Below are 18,250 nucleotides of genomic sequence, written 5' to 3' on the forward strand. Positions count from 1 at the left end.
ATCATTTAGCTGCACACTATTTTTTTAGGCTGAGAATACGGCCTGAGCTTGGTTTTGAGTCTGATTTAGCATTAGACGATTTGTTTTCTTTAATGCTTTTTGGCTTACCCACATACGTTGTAGAACGCTTTTGGTAAGGAGTATTAGTTCGCTCATTTTTGCGCTCTCCGTTAGCATTGCTACGCTCAGAGTTACGATTTGTGTTTCGCTCATTACTACGCTCACTATTTCGATCACCATTATTAAAGCGTCGTGGGTTTTCGCCCTGAAAATCGCGTTTTTTAGGTGCTAAAGGTGCATTATTTTCTGATTGCTTATTAGTATCAAGCGAGTGCTCTTGAGTTTTACCAGAATCAGAAATTGAATCGTTTATTTGCGCCATTTCAATATCTGATAGATGACGCCACTGTCCTACTTTTAAACCTTTAAGTGTTACGTTCATTATGCGCGTACGTTTTAAGGTTACAACTTCGTAGCCTAAGTACTCACACATGCGGCGTATTTGACGGTTTAAGCCTTGGGTAAGTACTATTTTAAATTCTTTGGGGCCACTTTGCGTTACTTTACATTCTTTAGTAACGGTATCTAAGATAGGCACGCCATTCGCCATTTTTATAACAAACTGACGATTAAGCGGTTTATCTACCGTAACAACGTATTCTTTTTCGTGATTATTGCCCGCACGTAAAATTTTATTAACGATATCGCCTTCGTTAGTTAAAAATATAAGCCCTTCAGACGGTCTATCTAAGCGCCCTATTGGGAATATACGCGTAGGATAATTTACCGCGCGAATAATATTACTTTGAATTTTACTTTCGGTAGTACACGTTATGCCAACGGGTTTATTGTAGGCAATGTAAACGCGCTTTGGCGTGGCTTTAAGAGGCTTACCATCAATTAATACAACATCGGTAGCGGCTACTTTTACGCCCATTTCTGGTGAGTAGCCATTAACGCTGACACGACCTTGCTCAATATATTTATCGGCTTCGCGGCGTGAACAAAATCCTGTTTCACTAATAAATTTATTTAAACGTTTTAATTCGGTCATGGCACTTATAGCGTAGTAATTTTTAAGGCGAGTAGTGTAAACCACCCACACTATTTTTTCGCCCCTAATTTACTATTTATAGGCGTTTAAGCACTAATTTTTACTTTAGTTAATTTACGCCATACACATTCAAGCGGACCTTGATTAAAATAGCGGCTGTATAAAAAGGTAAATATGAGCTGCAGCGCAACTAATGCCGTTGCAACTAACCAATAGTCAATACGATCAAAACTGAGCACCCAGTGTGTAAATAGCACTTTATATAACAACAGTTGTATGAGTGTTTGGCTAATATATAAAGTAAATGCTAAGCGCCCTGCTTGTTGAATAAGCGTGCCGACGTGTGCGCTGTTATTGCAAAATTTAACAATTAAATGAATATACAGCGTAGCCATACCTAGGGCCGCAAACATATTTACAAATTCTTGCACCCCATATCCTAAGCTGCCATTAAGCTGTGATGCATAAAGCCTGATTCCACAAAAAACAAGGGTCATTGCACCGCAAACTATTAATTGCTGAGTCGTTAAGCCTTTACTAAAAACGCCTTGTTTATATAAATAAATGCCAATGAGCATAAGGCCCACGCACATCCACATTGTCATTATTGGCACCATAACAAGCATCAATGTGTTCATGGCGAGGTTACTAATAAAGTAATCAATATAGTGTGGGTTATATAAATCTATAAACTGTGCTGTATCGCGGTAAATTATTTCATCGGGTACGCTAGATATAACAAGTAAGGTAACCACACCCGATAACAAAATAAACTCAAGTCCTCTTTTTAAAAGAACAGTGCTATCACTCTCTAAATATTTAATAACAAACCAGCCAGATACACCGTAAACAAATAAAATATCACCTGCCCAAAGTAAAAAACCATGCGCTAAACCAAAGAGGATTAACCAATAGAGCCTGCTTTTTAACTGCAATTCAGACTTATAACGTTGCCACTGAATGTAAAGCCCAGCACCAAAAAGCAAACTAAACAGTGTTCTAAAACGCCCGTCTACAAACAAACTGCTAAAGGTGTGAATAATTGAGTCGCTAACAGGAGGATTAGTTAAGGAGGTATACCCGTATTCAAAAAGGCCGAAGGCGTAAGCATTCATGTAAACTAGGCCAAGTACGGCAACGCCGCGAATAAAGTCCATATTATAATTGCGCATTAAAGCTATTATCCGTTAAATATTATTCTTATAACTGTCAGCCCAATCGACTGACTGCTGGTAAAGTGGAGGAAGTATAGCACTGTCTATATTTAGCAAAAGTACAGCTTGTTCAAGTGCCCACCAGCTTCCTGTTTCGTATGCTTTAACAACGTTTAAAATATAATAAAGTGTGTTTTTATCCCCTAATAATGCCGTTTTTATTTCATCAGGAAAAGGTAGCTTTTCAACAAGTAAGCTCATTGGTTGATCAAGGATTGCATCTAGCAGTGAAAATAACCCTGTTAAAAATGCTTCGCCTGACTGGCTCTTATTAACCTTTTTTGCTAACAACTCACAAAAACGCGCGCGTACAACACACACTTGCATTAGCTCTGCAGGTTTTTTACCTGCGGTATGAGCAGTAACAATGAGGCTAACAAACTTTTTAAGGCGTTCATGCCCTAAATACACAAGCGCTTGCTTTAATGACGATATTTGGCTTTGTATAGGAAAAACACCGCTGTTAATTAAACGCAGTAATTTATACGCAAGTGCAGCATCAAGCTCAAACAGTCCAGATATAGCTTTTATATCTGGACTGTTTTTCATTATTTCGGCGTAAATAGCGACGACTAAACCATAATTATAATCAATGTCATTTTGTTTGATCATGGTAGGTTTTGCAAAAAAATAGCCTTGAAAATAATCAAACCCCATATCAAAGGCGAGCTTATAGTCTTCTTGTGTTTCTATTTTTTCGGCTAGTATTTTTATTTGTTTATGCGCTTGTAACTTATTAATTATGGGCTGTATTTCGCTAAGAGGTGTAATTGCAATATCAAATTTAATGAGCTTCACAAGCTTTAAAAAACGATCCCACTGTGGTTTATATACAAAGTCATCGAGTGCGAGTTTGTAGTTACTATGAAACAAACCTCGGCACAGTTCATAGTTATCGTCGGTGGGTTCTATGGTTTCGAGTAACTCAATCACAACGTCTTGGCATGGTAGGAAAGCACATAAATCGAGCTTTAATGATTCTGGTCCTATATTAATAAGCGCTTTTTTGCCTGATGTAATATGGCGTGTACCTAAATTTAATTGATTTTCCATAATAAGCCTTGCTGTTGCTTGGCCTTCTGCAATATCTGGAAAATAATTTTTTGGACTATCACGAAAAAGTAGCTCATAGGCTACTACTTTTTTACTTCGATTGAATATTGCTTGCCTTGCAACAAATACAGACACATTACCTACTTCTTAGTTTTTATATAATACTAAGTAATTAAACCCTAAGCAGGTACATTTGTCACTAAACTTTAAAGTACAGCAACGATTTACCGGTATAAGGTTGTTATATAATCAGTTGCCACTTGTGGCCACGAAAAACGCATTTTCTCTGCGCTGTGCTTAATTTTATGCCACTTTTTAGGATTCTGCTTTTTAATTAAGAGAGTTTCGTCTAAACAGCTAATTAAATTACTCGTTTGTGTTGCTAACGTGTCGCCATTAAAGCTAAAACCATTTTCATGATGTTTAACTGTATCTTTTAATCCGCCAACACTGTGTACTAAACAGGGTTGTCCCGCACGCATTGCTAGCATTTGGCTAATACCACAAGGTTCAAACGAACTTGGCATTAAAAATAAGTCACCTAGTTGATACATTAAATCGCCAACACCTTGACCATAGCCTTTCAAAAATAAAAGATTAGAATTACGCGCCATTGCTTTGGTAAATATGCTTTCGAGCTCTTTATCACCCGAGCCTAGAATAATAAGTCTGCCGTTATGTTCATTAATGACTTGGCACACTTTATCAATAGCTAAAGCCTCATTAACCTGCTGGCACAATAACAACACTTTTTGCTCTGTAAGTCGGCCAACGCTTGTGATTAATGGGCCATTATTAACCGTTGCTTTAAATTGCTGTAGTCGTTGGTGGGCAATATAGTAGCCGCTTTGTAACTGCTCGCTATTTGCCATCCAAGTAAATAAAGTGTTCTCTGCTTGGCTATAAAAATCAGCGAGAGTTGCTCCTTCAAGTGCATTGCTTGGATATTCGCAGCCATTTAAAATACCGACAAGCTTACCTTGGCTTGCTGCATTTTGCAGATCTTGCTCAAGCCCTTCGCCACCAAAAAAACCATGCTCGTAATTACTAGGTTCAAGAACCTCTTGGCTGTAGGTTGGTGATACAACATGTATTTTATCGCACAGATTTATTGCACTGCGCATAGGATTAAAGCAATGAGGGTAACGCGGGTCGCATAGTTGCTGGCCATTATAACTAAGTGACGGAAACCATGCCTCTAAGCTTGAGTCGTCGTGTTTAAAAGGTCTTATACCTTGCAGTGCAATATTATGCACTGTGTAGGCAATGGGTAAGGTATTAAGTGAGCTATAACGTGGCTCAAACTTAAGTAAAACTGCAACGCAGGCGCTGTGCCAATCATGTAAATGTAGCGCTGTAGGGCGCTTTAATACACCTTGTAATAATGCTTCGCAGACAGCTGCATTAAATAAAGCAAATTTTGTCGCATCAGTTGCAAAAGGCCTCCCCGGTGCATCGTTACAATATACACTGCCTGATTCACTAAATAGCGGGTGGCTAATAACAATTTGGCTTACATTATTTTGGGCTTGTTGTACTTTAAAAATGGTTAATACATGGGGTTGAGCATTAAATGCAACGGTTACTTCACCTATATAAATACGCTCAAGCGGCTCAAACCCGTAGTCAGGAATAATAACGTCAACCGTTATACCTTGCTTTGCGAGCGCCCTTGGGGCATCGCGTACTACATCTGCCACACCGCCTACTTTTGCGCCTGGTAACGCGTCATTTTCTGCTGCAACCATTAATACATGCATTAATTTACTACTTCCTTTAACCTGTGTGGGCTTGCTCATAAATGAGCAAGCTTTGTTGTCGTGCTTAATATTTAACGTGTTTTACGCTAGCTTTTTATTCTCACGCGCTTGGCGCTCTAACTTTTTTGCAAGCTCAGTGAGCATATCACGAGTAACAAGAACGATGCCTTTCTTAGATACTCTAAAGCCGTTTTCTTCATCTGTTTTTTTGTCAAAACCGATTTCGAGACCTGCCGGTATTTCACAGCTCCTATCTATAATCGCACGCTTAATTTTACAACCTCGATTTATAACCGCACCGGGTAAAATTACCGACTGCTCAATGGTACAAAATGAGCGAACGTGGACATTAGAAAACAAGAGTGACTTTCTAACCGCAGAGCCCGAAATAATACACCCACCCGACACAGTTGAGTCTAATGCCATACCGCGTCTATCTTCGTCATCAAAAATAAACTTAGCAGGTGGTAGCTGCTCTTGATATGTCCATATTGGCCACGTTGGGTCGTATAAATCAAGTTGTGGTTCTGGCATTACCAATTCCATATTAGCTTCCCAGAACGAATCTAGGGTACCTACATCGCGCCAATAAGGTTGCCCCTCTTGGTTTGGATCTCTAAATGGGAAAGCAAATACATTATGCTCTTCTATAATTGCTGGAATAATATCGTGACCAAAATCTCGGCCAGAGCCTTCGTTTTCAGAATCTTTTTTAAGTTGCTCAAACAAAAATTCAGTATTAAAAATGTAATTACCCATTGATGCTAAACATGTACCTGGCTTGCCGGGTACGGAGCTCGGCATTGCTGGTTTTTCATCAAAACGACACACTCTGTTTTCTTCATCAACGGTCATTACACCAAACGTGTCTGCGGCTTCCTCTACGGGCACTTCAATACAACACACTGTCATATCTGCGCCCTTTTGCACATGTTCAGCCAATAAAGCGCCATAGTCCATGCGATACACATGATCTCCAGACAAAATCATCACATATTTAGGGAGTTCGTGACGAATAATATCTATGTTTTGAAAAACAGCATCTGCGGTTCCACAGTACCAATCATCACCTTGGCGCTGAGATGCAGGTAGTATTTCAACCGACTCTCCTAGCTCTTTTTTAAAGTGCCCCCACGCGCGGTTTACATGACGAATTAATGAATGCGATTTATATTGTGTGGCAATACCAACACGTCTCACACCCGAGTTAATGCAGTTTGATAGTGGAAAATCAATAATTCGATGTTTACCACCAAAGTAAACTGCTGGCTTTGCTCGCCAATCGGTTAGCTCATGCAGGCGAGAACCGCGACCCCCTGCCAGTATTAACGCGTAAGTTTCTCTGGTTAGGCTACTTATGTAGCGATTTGCATAATTGGGCATAATACTCTCTCCATTTAGTCTAGGCTGTTAGTGGCATGGCTTTTAGTTGTCGTTAAGTCTGTTTCACTAATATTGAGGGGTTCTAAATGCCAAATGTCTTCACTGTATTGGCTTATGGTTCTATCACTTGAAAACATTCCACTGGCTGCCGTATTTAAAATACTCATTTGTGTCCAGTAGGTTTGATCTGCGTAAGCTTTATCAACTTCTTTTTGAGCTGCTACATAACTTTCAAAATCGTGCGCAACAAGCCATGGATCGTGTGGGCTCTTAATTGCATTTGTAATATCGTCAAATAAGCATGGTTCAAACAAGTTAAAATGGCCGCTTTCGAGTAGTTGCATTACATTATTTAAATCGCTATTTTGTGCGATTAAGTGCTCAGGATTGTAACGTGACTTAATATCATCAATTTGATGAGCTTGTGCCCCAAACAAAAAGAAGTTGTCTGCACCAACTGCATCTCTAATTTCAATGTTTGCGCCATCCAGCGTGCCTATCGTCAATGCACCATTCATCATAAACTTCATGTTGCCAGTACCCGACGCTTCTTTGCCTGCGGTAGATACTTGCTCTGACAAATCGGTTGCAGGACAAATAACTTCCATAGCGGTTACGTTGTAATTAGGTAAAAAGGCGACGCGTAAATATGGCGCAGCTTGAGGGTCTTTATTTATAACCTCTGCCACGTTATTAATAAGCTTAATAATTTTTTTAGCCATGTAATAACCCGGTGCTGCTTTACCACCTAATAGAACACAACGAGGAACAAGTCCTTGGGTATCCCCACGGCGAATGCGGTCATATAAATGAATCACATGAAGTATGTTTAATAGCTGACGTTTGTATTCGTGGATACGTTTTACTTGAACGTCAAACATCATCGATACATCAAAATCGATATCGCAGCGCGCCTTAACTAAATCAACTAAACGTTGTTTGTTTTCACGTTTAGCATTTTGCCACTGCTCATGAAATGCCTTGTCGTCATAAAAACGACATAGGTCACTAATTTTTGAAAAGTTTTTAACCCAGTCATGGCCAATTTTTTCACCAATTAATTCACTTAATACTGGGTTACAATGCGCAAGCCATCGACGAGGTGTAACACCATTTGTTTTGTTATTAAACTTATCTGGCCAAAGCGCGTAAAACTCTTTAAATAAACCCGCTTTTAACAGTTCGGTATGCAGTGCTGCTACGCCATTTACAGAGTAACTACCTACAATGGCTAAGTAAGCCATACGAATTTGCGGCTCATCGCCCTCTTCAATCAACGACAATGCACGCTGTTTATTAACATCACCCGGCCATTGCTGTGCAACTTGTGCTAAAAAGCGTGCGTTTATCTCGTAAACTATTTCTAAAATGCGTGGTAATAATTTTGAAAACAACGAAACAGACCACTTTTCAAGCGCTTCAGGAAGTAACGTATGGTTTGTGTAGGCCATTGTTTTAGTAGTGATTTGCCAAGCATCGTTCCAATCAAGTTCGTAATCATCAATTAAAATACGCATCAGCTCTGCAACAGCAATACTTGGGTGCGTGTCGTTTAACTGAAAAACATGAAAATCAGCAAAGTCGCTAAAGTTCTCGCCATGTTGGGAAACCCACTGATCAACTACGTCTTGAATACTCGCAGATGATAAAAAGTATTGTTGGCGCAATCTAAGCTCTTTACCATTTTCGCTGCTGTCGTTTGGATACAGCACCATGGTAATTTGTTCAGCTAGGTTTTTTTGTGCGACGGCTTCTGAGTAACTGCCTGCATTAAATTCGGTCAAATTAAATTCATCTGTCGCTTCTGATTTCCATAAGCGTAGCGTATTTACAATATTGTTTTTATAACCTGGGACTGGGACATCGTAAGGGACAGCTAATACATCTTGTGAACTCATCCATTGACGATGCTCTCGGCCAAATTTATCCGTGTAACTTTGCACGTAGCCGCCAAATTTCACACGTTTTGCATGCTCTGGCGCGCTTAGCTCCCATGGGTGGCCTTCGCGCAGCCAGTTATCTGGTTGCTCAATTTGGTTACCATCTTTAATGGATTGGTTAAACATGCCGTATTCGTAACGAAGGCCATAACCAATGACAGGTAACGCTAGACTTGCACAACTATCTAAAAAACAAGCAGCTAGGCGGCCTAAACCACCGTTACCTAAACCTGCGTCGTGCTCGGCATCTTCAAGCGTTTCTACTGTTGTGCAGTATTCTTGTAATGCAGCAGCAACTTGGTCGTCTAAATCTAGGTTTAGTATTGCATTACCTAGCGCACGTCCCATTAAAAATTCAAGAGAAAGGTAAGCCGTTTTGCGGCGTTTCTCTTGCTTAATTTGTTGATTCGTTTCTCTGCAGCGGGCAACAAGTCTGTCGCGAATAGTCAGCGCTAAAGCATGGTATAAATACAGTCTTGATTCGCCGACCTTATCGCGACCTAGGGTATAATAAAAATGCCGTGTTAAGTCATCTTTAAGCGTACTTTCATCTATAACAGGACCTTCTTGCCAGCCCTTTACTACACACACTTGTTCACTTTGCTTAGCCATGACTTACATCCTCTAAATTAGCACTAAAAACCCAACTACTTTGTGCTGAAATTTCAACCATCGCATCTTCATTACTACTCACAGATGCATTATTTACACTTGATAAAACCATTTGCCACGGCGCATTAATAGGCGAAGGCGGCATTTGGCAAAAAACTGTTTTTTTACTGGCATTAAATACCATCAGTAATGCATGATTGTTTTGCTTATCAAGTAAGCTATACATTAAAAACTGTCTGGTATCTTCATGCCAATGAGCGTCGGTCATGGTTTTACCTTGTTCAGTAAACCACTTAACGGTAAAACGCTCGTCTATATCATCTAAAAATACACTGTGTTTGAACGCACTGTGCGCGCGTCTAATTTTTAAAGCATCGTCAATAAATCGTGTTAGCGAATGATTAAGTTGAGAATCTTTCCAGGCAAGCCAGCTAGTGCGATTATTTTGGCAATAAGCATTGTTATTCCCCCCTTGAGAGTGCGCCATTTCGCTGCCAGCGGCAATCATGGGTACACCTTTTGAGAGTATTAAAGTAAGTAAAAAGTTCTTTTGTTGTTGCAAACGCAGTGCGTTTATTTTTGAGTCACTGGTAAAGCCTTCTACTCCACAGTTGAACGAGTGATTTGCACTGTGCCCATCTCTGTTTTGCTCACCATTAGCTTCGTTATGCTTTTCTTCATAACTCACTAAATCGGCAAGCGTGAAACCATCATGACTCGTTATAAAATTAATGCTATTAAGTGGTCCACGTTGGCTGTGCTCAAAAATATCAAACGATCCATGCAAACGTTTTGCAACGTTGGCAATTATGCCCGTTTCACTTTGCCAAAAACGTCTAATTACATCGCGGTATTGATCGTTCCATTCTCGCCATGGCGGCGGGAATGCCCCAAGCTGATAACCACCTGGGCCTATATCCCACGGCTCACTTATTAACTTAACTTTGTTAAGTACAGGGTCTTGGGCAACTACTTGTAAAAAAGTATGTGCGGAGCTAAAGCCTGATTTTGTGCGGCCTAAAATGGTCGCTAAATCAAACCTAAAACCATCAACTCCCATCACTTCAACCCAATAACGAAGGCTATCAAGTACCAGTTGCAGTGTTTTAGGGTGGTCAATATTTATGGTATTACCACAGCCGGTATCGTTTATATATACGTCAGGCTGGCCATCTACTGCGCGGTAATAGGCTAAGTTATCAAAGCCTCTAAGCGATAGTATAGGGCCATCCGCCCCCGCCTCTGCTGTATGGTTATAAACAACATCTAATATGACTTCTATGTCTGCAGCATGGAGCTCTTTAACCATTTGCTTAAACTCGTTTATATCGTCGTTTACCAAATAGTCTTTGTGGGGCGTAAAAAAGTTAAGCGTGTTGTAACCCCAGTAGTTTTGCAAACCTTTCCCTGTTAAAAATTGCTCACTAATAAAAGAGTGAACAGGTAAAAGCTCAACGGCTGTAACCCCAAAGCTTTGCAAATGTTCAATAAAGCTTGGGTGACTTAACCCTAAAAACTTCCCTTGTAGAGATTTGGGAATTTTAGGATGACGACACGTTGTACCTTTCACATGGCACTCATAAATAACCGTGTTTGACCAACGGTGGTTAGGCTTTTTATGCGTATACAACGTAGGAGCCGCTACTTTTGATTTAGGTATATCAATCGCATTATTTACAGTGCTTTTAGTACCGATTGGCATTTGCCCGTAATGGCGTTCACTCCAAGTAAACTCACCAAACAAGTCTTTTGCATATGGGTCTATCAGCAGCTTATTTTCGTTAAACAGTTGACCGTTTTTAGGGTTATATTCACCCTCAACTCTAAAACCATAAAGCGCACCGGCGTTTAATGGCGAAATATGAATACTCCAAATACCACCTTCGTTGATATTCATCGCCATTTTTAGTATTTCTGAATGGCCACTTTTATCAAACAGGCATACATAAGCTTGGCTTGCCCCAGGCGCATATAGCGCGAAGTTAACCCCAATATCAATAACACTAGAGCCAAGTGGTTCTACATTACCGGGTGCTACATCAAATCGGTTACTCATCATCAACCTTTTGTAAATAAATAGTAGTTAAGCCACCAATGGCAATTGAAATACTGTGTTTAAAACCATGATTTGATTCGTTTATTGCTTGAACTATCTGCGATGAATCTTTAGTTACCTCAATGCCAGAACCAAAAAACTGAGTATCATCTGTATTTAAAATGACCTTGTAACGCCCTTTACTCGGTACGCCAATAACGTAGTTTTCATAGGACGCGGGGGTAAAATTAGCAATAACAACCACAAAGTTTTTTGCGTTTTTAGCATAGCGAACAAAGCTCAAAATGCTCTGCTGATTATTATTGTTATCTATCCAGGTAAAACCAGCCGCGCTCGAATCTAGCTCATACAACGCAGGTTGGTTTTTATAAACGGTATTGAGCGCTTTTACGGTGTGCTTTACCCCGTTGTGGCTTTGGTGCTCAAGTAAATGCCAATCAATAGAATGATCGTGCCCCCACTCTTTTCGCTGTGCAATTTCACCGCCCATAAATAAGAGTTTTTTACCCGGGTGTGCCCACATAAATGCGTAGTAAGCGCGTAAATTTGCAAATTTCTGCCAATCATCGCCTGGCATTTTTTCAATTAACGATCCTTTACCGTGTACTACTTCATCGTGGCTTAATGGCAATATATAGTTTTCACTAAAAGCGTATACCATCGAAAAAGTCATTTCGTGATGATGATGCTGACGGTATAAAGGGTCGTGCTGCATGTAATGCAAACTATCGTTCATCCAACCCATATTCCACTTATAGCCAAAGCCTAAGCCGTTGTGCTCAACACTTTGGGTGACACCCGGCCACGCTGTTGACTCCTCAGCCACCATCATAATGCCTGGGTTGTTTTTATAGCTGCGCATATTGACTTGCTTTAGGCACTCAATTGCACCTAAGTTTTCGCGCCCGCCATAACAATTAGCAATCCACTCGCCTTCTTTTCGGCTGTAATCTAAATACAACATAGAAGCTACGGCATCTACACGCAGACCATCTAAACCAAATTGATGTAACCAATACATAGCATTTGAAATCAAAAAGCTTTTAACTTCAGGGCGGTCGTAGTTATAAATGTAGGTATTCCAATCAGGATGAAAACCTTGGCGCTTATCGGCATGTTCATATAAATGGGTGCCATCGAATCGATGTAAGCCATGCGGATCGCTAGGAAAATGCCCAGGCACCCAATCAAGTAAAATACCTAAATTAGCTTTGTGGCATTGCTCTACAAAGTATTTAAAGCTGTTGTAATCGCCAAAACGACTGGTAGGTGCAAATAAACCAACAGGCTGATACCCCCACGAACCATCAAACGGGTATTCACTTATTGGCATAAGTTGAAGGTGGGTAAAATTCATTTCAAGGGCGTAGCTAACGAGTTTGTCAGCAAGCTCTGTGTAACTTAAATAGCGGTTGTTTTCAGCGCGTTGCCATGAGCCTAAATGCACTTCATAAATACTAATTGGCGCATCAATATGATTACGCTTTTGTCTGTTTTTAAGTGCCTGCTCGCCGAGCGTTATAGGTTCTGGTTTATACTGCAGTACACTTGCAGTACCCGGGGCTTGTTGCATTTTAAATGCATAGGGGTCGGCTTTTTCGAGTACTTCTCCACTTTGAGCGGTAATTGCAAATTTGTAGCACATGTCGGCTTTAAGGCCTGGTACGAATAACTCCCATACACCACTTGCAGGATGAAAACGCATAAAGTGGCGATTAGCTTGCCAAAAATTAAACTCACCAATAATAGAGACACTTGCAGCATTAGGCGCCCATACACAAAAGCGCACACCCTCTACATTTTGTTGAGTGCTAAAATGTGCACCAAAATGAGAGTACGCATGTTCAAGGCTGCCTTCGTTAAATAAATACATTGCCTCTGCATCAAGTGTGCTTTCAAAGCTGTATTCATCATAAAAGGTAACGCTGCTATTTGTGTACTTAGCAATGCATTGATAAGGCGCGGTGGGTAGTGCATCAACTTTAGCTATAAATAAGTCACTTTGTTGGTAGCGCTGCGCCTCAATGCTTTTATTATTTAATGTAACACTTACGTTTATTGCACAAGGTAAGTAAAGACGGATTTCAACTTCGGCATCTGTTTTATGTGCCCCTAAAAAGCTAAATGGGTCTGTAAATCGTCCTGTATTTAATGCATGTACTTGTGCATCATAGCTATTTTCATGTACTGAGCTGTCCTGTGCTGACGATTTTTTATTAATTGTACTGCTCATTTAACTTTTCCTTATTGAATCGATAGCAGCTAAAAGTGAGCCATTTTTAGTAAATATTTCTTCACTGGTATGCGTTAATACACGTCGCCAATTAGGATATTCTTTATCTGTCCCGGGGATATTAACCGGATATTTCTGCTCATCTAAATCATCTATTTGAATTGCAAATAGACGCGATTGAGAACCTGCCAAACACAATGCTAGTGCGTTATATACTTCGACTGAATTACTATGTAATAAAAGCTCGGTTGTATTGGTATGGCGATTAATAAACCGTAGTATCCTATGCTGCTCTTCTACTCGTTGTTGCTTTAATTGCTCGTATTCACTGCAAGTTATAAGCTTGTATTGTTGCTTAATATTTAAATCAGCATGCTGCCACCAACCTGTAAAAGGCGGTACATCATGATTGGCTATCATTAACAAACACTGTGCTGCTAGCTCATCTGTCGATAAAAACTCTCCACTGTGTTGTTTTTCAAAATAAAATAAACTGTTAGAAAATATACCGCTTGAAGCTAGAGCCTGCCTTACCTCTGGCGGCACAACGCCTAAATCTTCTCCAATAACAATACTCTGATTAATATGTGACTCAATTTTTAAAATGGCGAGTAAGTGCTCAAACGGGTAGTAAACATAACAGCCACCTTGTTCGCCATTATTTTCAAAGCACCACCATAAGCGCCTAATAGCCATTACGTGGTCAATTCTAAGCCCACCTACATTTTGCATGTTTGCGCGAATGAGCGAGCGATAAAATTGGTAGTGATTATTACTAAGACTATGAGGGTTTAGTGCTGGAAGCCCCCAATTTTGGCCAGCTTCGGCCCATGGATCAGGTGGAGCACCGACACTTGCACCTTGGCTAAACAGTGGCTTTTGATTTTTAAATTCAGCTCCATCACCCGCACAACCAACAGCTAAATCATTGATTAAGCCAATAGCCATACCTCGCTCTGCACAACTTTGTTGACACAGTGCCAATTGCGTATGCGCTTGCCACTGCAGGTAATAATCAAATGTTAAGTTATCTGATTCGAGGGTATTTAACGTAGTTGAATGAGTATTACAAAAATCAGTAAACGCTTGGCGACGCTCATCACTTGCCGTTAATTCAAACTGATTATAAAGCGCTTCAAATAACGCATACTTTATACGGCTTACATTTTCATAATCTATAAATTGATCATTACTTTTTATAAGTGTAATTACGTCGTCTTGTTGCATGAGGTCATGTAGAACTGCGTTATTTTGTGCGTCTTCGCTTAATACTATAGAAATATAAAGAGGGTTTAATAAAGCCCGACTACTAGGGCTATAAGGGCTTGCACGCTCTGGCATATCAGCGAATAACAAATGCAGTGGATTAAGTAATATGTAATCCATATTTTGCGAGCTGCATAATTTTGTAAGCGTTAGTAAATCGTCAAAGTCGCCAATACCTAAATGCGCTTTATTTTTTAATGTGTAAAGCTGAATAGATAACCCTGTGCGCTTTGTGTCCTCCACTTGATAAACTTGCTCAGGTACACACCAAAGTTGCGTAATTGCATGCTGTTCACCTACTTGAACACTAGCGTCATGATAGCCAATTGGCATAGTTTCTATGGGTAGTGCTAGCTCAATATAGCGAACGCCATGTAAGTAATATTCACCTGTAACTACCAAATTATAAAGGTTCTCAACCGCTATATTCATCCCAAGAGAAGGGACATTAATGTTGGCGGCTAAATACTGCTGACGTTCGTCTATACGAAGCTTTAAAGCGCATTTTTTTTGGTCAACCAAACTCACACTGGGTACTAAATCCAGCCAAAGCGATGCATCTAAATCATAAGTTAGTTGAGTTATTTCGGCTTCGTTATTTGTATCAACACCGCAACATTGCAAAGCACGTTTACGCGTGTCTTCGCTAAAAAACACCTGTTCACCTGTATACTTAGTGAATTCAAAGCCAATACCATGCAGGTAAAACAACTGCGAAAGAGCATCCATTGAATCGCCTTAATTAATGCGTTGAGTATTTACTATGCTGTTTTCTGTGCCAAATGTATTGCCAATATAACCATCAGCTTGGTGGTCGTTATCCCAAATGTCTCCATTTATTAAATAACGAAAGTGAAATTGTTGATCGATAGGTAAGCGTTGCTTAAATCTAAACACACCTTGTTTTTTATTAAGCTTCATTGGCACAGGTTGCCAATCATTGAATTCGCCTAATAAGCAAACTTCTTCTGCCTCTGGATGAGAAAATTCAAAGGTTACTTCAGCTTCATCTTTTGTTTTAAAAAAACGTTTATTCAACATAGCAGGCTCCAACTAAACCAAAAAGGGTACTTAATCTTTGCCACAGGCCATACAACTAAACAAAAAGGCGATGTGGATTCCATTCAAAATCATTAAACACGTTGTAAGTTAACCAAAACTTTATTTACGCATTATTACAGTGCAACAATTCATTTTTTCTGCACTTAAAAAGTGCGGTTAGTATATAAACAATCTTTTTTAAAAAGCTCAGTAGTACAGAGCAATATTTGAACCAACTAAGCGTACATCACATATTATTTATTTAATCGAATTTAAAGTTAAATAATCCAAAAGTATTACCTAAATTTATAAAATTCTTTTGTTCTGTACTTTCATCAGCGATAATACACAGCATCTTAATACTCTGAAATATCATAATTTTCATGTTGAAAAAAAGCATTTTAATAACTATAGCCATCATTTTTTTAATAATAGCCACACTTGTTGGTTCTTCAATCTATACCCTTTATAGTAAAAAAGAAATCTCAGTTGATCCTAAATTAAAAGAAATCTCAGGTATTGAATTTGATAAACAAAAACGTCTATGGGCTATTAACGACGGAGGCAACGAACCAAAGCTTTACCGCCTTAACAAAGATGGTTCTATCGCCAAAGAAATTTTAGTTGAAAACGCTAAAAACATTGATTGGGAAGACATGACCCAAAACAAATTTGGGCACTTTTTTTTAGGGGATTTTGGTAATAACAAAAATGATCGTAGATGGCTCACTATTTATAAAATAGAAAACCCTATAGATATAAAAACAAACACAACCCAAGCCGAAATAATTAAGTTTACCTACCCTGAAATGGATGGCAGTCCAATAAAACCCAATGACCGAAATTTTGATTTAGAAGCATTTGTAGCACTAGGTCGTCATTTATATTTATTTACTAAAAACCGCACTGAACCTTTCGATGGTATTACTAAAGTGTATAAAGTGGGCGATCATGCAGCAAATTTTGATGCTGAGCTAATTGACTCTTTTAAAACGTGTACCACGCTTGAAAAACTATGCTGGATAACCTCTGCGGCGCTCAGCCCCGATCGTAAAAAATTAGTCTTACTTGATTCAACAAGTCTTTGGTTATTTGAAAACTTTGAAGGTGATAAGTTTTTCTCTGGTGATGTATCAAAAATAGACTTAGGGATTGTTACTCAAAAAGAAGCTGTCACCTTTTTTGATGACAATACGATTGTATTTACAGATGAAGAGTTTAAAGGCATAGGCGGTAATGCTTATTTTATAAAGCTTGATAAAGCCAAAAAAGAAGTTATAAGAAAAAAACCTATTTCAGAAAAAACACTTCCATAGCATCTAGTTAGCTAAGCTAAAGTATTAAAGCTTAGCTAACTTATGTGAAAGGTAATGAGTTAATTACTCTTTTCGTTTGACGAATGAAGTGCTTTTTCTACATCAATACCTAAAATCAACACTCCAATATGACTACTATTATCATCTAAAACAGGAAAACTTAGCTGAACTTGAAAATGATGTGTTGATGCATCATATGTGACGCTATCAAAGTTAAAATCTTTTGACTGTTTAAATGTTTTAGTAAACTTATTTTCATCTCCTTGCCAGTAGTCACTGGTTAGCTTACTAATAGCGATGTTTTTCCTTGGTTATCAGTCAATATTAGCTCAGTAACAACACCTTTGAATTGAGATTGCCATTTTTTAAATACTTTAGATAACGGTAAATTAAGCATAGCTAATCCATCAGGGTGCTTTACTTGTTTACTTTCTTTTATCCATAGCTGGTCTAGTCTTTTAATTTCAGATTCACTTAAGGGAGACTCATTACTTATTTGAACTTGTTCTAATAAACTAGGTAAGTTTAGTAAGGTTTTAGCACTACTGGACAACCTATCAAGTATTTGCTTTTCTTCACTTTTTGATAGTGAAAATGGAGCCTGCGCGCAAGTATTTATATTTTCATCAAACTGCTGCATAAATTTAGGAAAGCGTTTAATAAGTGAATGCGAAGCAAATAATCCCAAAGGTACATACCTAAAAAATTCTCTTTGATACTCATCTTCATTAATGCCTAGCTTAGAGGCTGCTAATTCAAAATCGTCTAAATCAAGTAGAATTCTATCAATCCGCTTATGGTGCATAACATTTACTATTTCTTCTAATGAATTTACTTCTACCTCAGCAATAATATTCTGAGTTTTAAACCAATTAGCCTGATAACTCCCTCTTACTGCACCATAACGCATTTTATTTTTTGGTTTATTAATGCTCTCTGGATGAGTAAACCAGTACCAGCTTTCTAAAAAGATGGGGGATGATATGCGCCCATAGGCCTTCATTTCAGGCATTAAATGAGTAGTGAAATAACCATCTAAGCGGTCTAACTTTACTTCTCGACGTGCACGTAACCATGGCAAGGTTTGTAGCTGAAAAGGGGCTCCCATTTCAAATAAAATACACTCAACTTGGTTGACTGCATTATCAGGTGCAGTGGTGGGTAAGTTTGTTCCAAACTGAAGAGGCTCAGTTAAACCCAATAAGAGGGTAAAAAAATATGCAGGCATAATTCATTGCTAAATAATGTACAAATTAAAATAAGTGTAGCCAAACAGATTAAAATTGCATTATTTGCTGTAATTATTAGGTAACAGCTCTAAT

At 39.0% G+C, this 18,250-nt stretch carries 12 protein-coding genes; 1 reads left to right on the top strand and 11 read right to left on the bottom strand.

Annotated elements, in window-relative coordinates; genetic code table 11:
- Nucleotides 1-16 precede the first annotated feature (16 nt).
- From rluF to GQR39_RS12945, 10 genes are all read right to left on the bottom strand, one after another.
- The gene (gene rluF, locus GQR39_RS12900) at nt 17-1,054 is read right to left on the bottom strand and encodes a 23S rRNA pseudouridine(2604) synthase RluF (protein ID WP_165735793.1); all 1,038 of its coding nucleotides are present in this window, start codon (nt 1,052-1,054) and stop codon (nt 17-19) included.
- A gap of 86 nt (nt 1,055-1,140) precedes the next feature.
- Nucleotides 1,141-2,211 carry a DUF418 domain-containing protein gene (locus GQR39_RS12905; protein ID WP_165735818.1) on the bottom strand — a complete coding sequence of 357 codons (1,071 nt, stop codon included), beginning with the start codon at nt 2,209-2,211 and terminating at the stop codon, nt 1,141-1,143.
- 30 nt (nt 2,212-2,241) lie between these two features.
- Nucleotides 2,242-3,456 (bottom strand): HDOD domain-containing protein, encoded by a 1,215-nt coding sequence (locus tag GQR39_RS12910; RefSeq protein WP_165725473.1) that lies wholly within the window; start codon nt 3,454-3,456, stop codon nt 2,242-2,244.
- 89 nt (nt 3,457-3,545) lie between these two features.
- Complete coding sequence (locus GQR39_RS12915) at nt 3,546-5,081, bottom strand: glycogen/starch synthase (protein ID WP_165735819.1); 1,536 nt, start codon at nt 5,079-5,081, stop codon at nt 3,546-3,548.
- Between the two features lie 81 nt (nt 5,082-5,162).
- Nucleotides 5,163-6,464, bottom strand: a complete 1,302-nt coding sequence (glgC, locus tag GQR39_RS12920; protein WP_002958601.1) for a glucose-1-phosphate adenylyltransferase — start codon at nt 6,462-6,464, stop codon at nt 5,163-5,165.
- 14 nt (nt 6,465-6,478) lie between these two features.
- Nucleotides 6,479-9,016, bottom strand: a complete 2,538-nt coding sequence (locus GQR39_RS12925) for a glycogen/starch/alpha-glucan phosphorylase (protein ID WP_165735794.1) — start codon at nt 9,014-9,016, stop codon at nt 6,479-6,481.
- Complete coding sequence (gene glgX / locus GQR39_RS12930) at nt 9,009-11,072, bottom strand: glycogen debranching protein GlgX (protein WP_165735795.1); 2,064 nt, start codon at nt 11,070-11,072, stop codon at nt 9,009-9,011. The genes GQR39_RS12925 and glgX overlap by 8 nt, the downstream gene beginning before the upstream one ends.
- Nucleotides 11,065-13,305, bottom strand: coding sequence for a 1,4-alpha-glucan branching protein GlgB (glgB, locus tag GQR39_RS12935; protein ID WP_165735796.1), 2,241 nt, complete (start codon nt 13,303-13,305; stop codon nt 11,065-11,067). Before glgB ends, glgX begins: the two co-directional genes overlap by 8 nt.
- Nucleotides 13,306-15,300: a 4-alpha-glucanotransferase gene (malQ, locus tag GQR39_RS12940; protein ID WP_165735797.1), complete on the bottom strand. Its 1,995-nt coding sequence runs from the start codon at nt 15,298-15,300 to the stop codon at nt 13,306-13,308.
- A 9-nt stretch (nt 15,301-15,309) separates the two neighbouring features.
- Nucleotides 15,310-15,612, bottom strand: a complete 303-nt coding sequence (locus tag GQR39_RS12945) for an isoamylase early set domain-containing protein (protein ID WP_121954768.1) — start codon at nt 15,610-15,612, stop codon at nt 15,310-15,312.
- Nucleotides 15,613-15,995: 383 nt separating this feature from the next.
- Between GQR39_RS12945 and GQR39_RS12950 the strand changes: the two genes are divergently transcribed.
- Nucleotides 15,996-16,928 carry a hypothetical protein gene (locus GQR39_RS12950; protein WP_007580756.1) on the top strand — a complete coding sequence of 311 codons (933 nt, stop codon included), beginning with the start codon at nt 15,996-15,998 and terminating at the stop codon, nt 16,926-16,928.
- A gap of 280 nt (nt 16,929-17,208) precedes the next feature.
- Here the strand turns inward: GQR39_RS12950 and GQR39_RS12955 are convergent, their stop codons facing one another.
- Entirely contained in the window at nt 17,209-18,156 is a 948-nt protein-coding gene (locus GQR39_RS12955; RefSeq protein WP_240918208.1) for a cellulose-binding family II protein, read from the bottom strand.
- Between the last annotated feature and the right edge of the window lie 94 nt (nt 18,157-18,250).

It is taken from the genome of Pseudoalteromonas sp. C8, from assembly GCF_011378685.1.
Classification (GTDB): Bacteria; Pseudomonadota; Gammaproteobacteria; order Enterobacterales; family Alteromonadaceae; genus Pseudoalteromonas; species Pseudoalteromonas arctica.

Coding starts and splice junctions, on each gene's coding strand:
- rluF (WP_165735793.1), bottom strand. CDS start 1,054: ATGACCGAATTAAAACGTTTAAATAAATTTATTAGTGAAACAGGATTT.
- GQR39_RS12905 (WP_165735818.1), bottom strand. CDS start 2,211: ATGGACTTTATTCGCGGCGTTGCCGTACTTGGCCTAGTTTACATGAAT.
- GQR39_RS12915 (WP_165735819.1), bottom strand. CDS start 5,081: ATGCATGTATTAATGGTTGCAGCAGAAAATGACGCGTTACCAGGCGCA.
- glgC (WP_002958601.1), bottom strand. CDS start 6,464: ATGCCCAATTATGCAAATCGCTACATAAGTAGCCTAACCAGAGAAACT.
- GQR39_RS12925 (WP_165735794.1), bottom strand. CDS start 9,016: ATGGCTAAGCAAAGTGAACAAGTGTGTGTAGTAAAGGGCTGGCAAGAA.
- glgX (WP_165735795.1), bottom strand. CDS start 11,072: ATGAGTAACCGATTTGATGTAGCACCCGGTAATGTAGAACCACTTGGC.
- glgB (WP_165735796.1), bottom strand. CDS start 13,305: ATGAGCAGTACAATTAATAAAAAATCGTCAGCACAGGACAGCTCAGTA.
- malQ (WP_165735797.1), bottom strand. CDS start 15,300: ATGGATGCTCTTTCGCAGTTGTTTTACCTGCATGGTATTGGCTTTGAA.
- GQR39_RS12945 (WP_121954768.1), bottom strand. CDS start 15,612: ATGTTGAATAAACGTTTTTTTAAAACAAAAGATGAAGCTGAAGTAACC.
- GQR39_RS12950 (WP_007580756.1), top strand. CDS start 15,996: ATGTTGAAAAAAAGCATTTTAATAACTATAGCCATCATTTTTTTAATA.
- GQR39_RS12955 (WP_240918208.1), bottom strand. CDS start 18,156: ATGCCTGCATATTTTTTTACCCTCTTATTGGGTTTAACTGAGCCTCTT.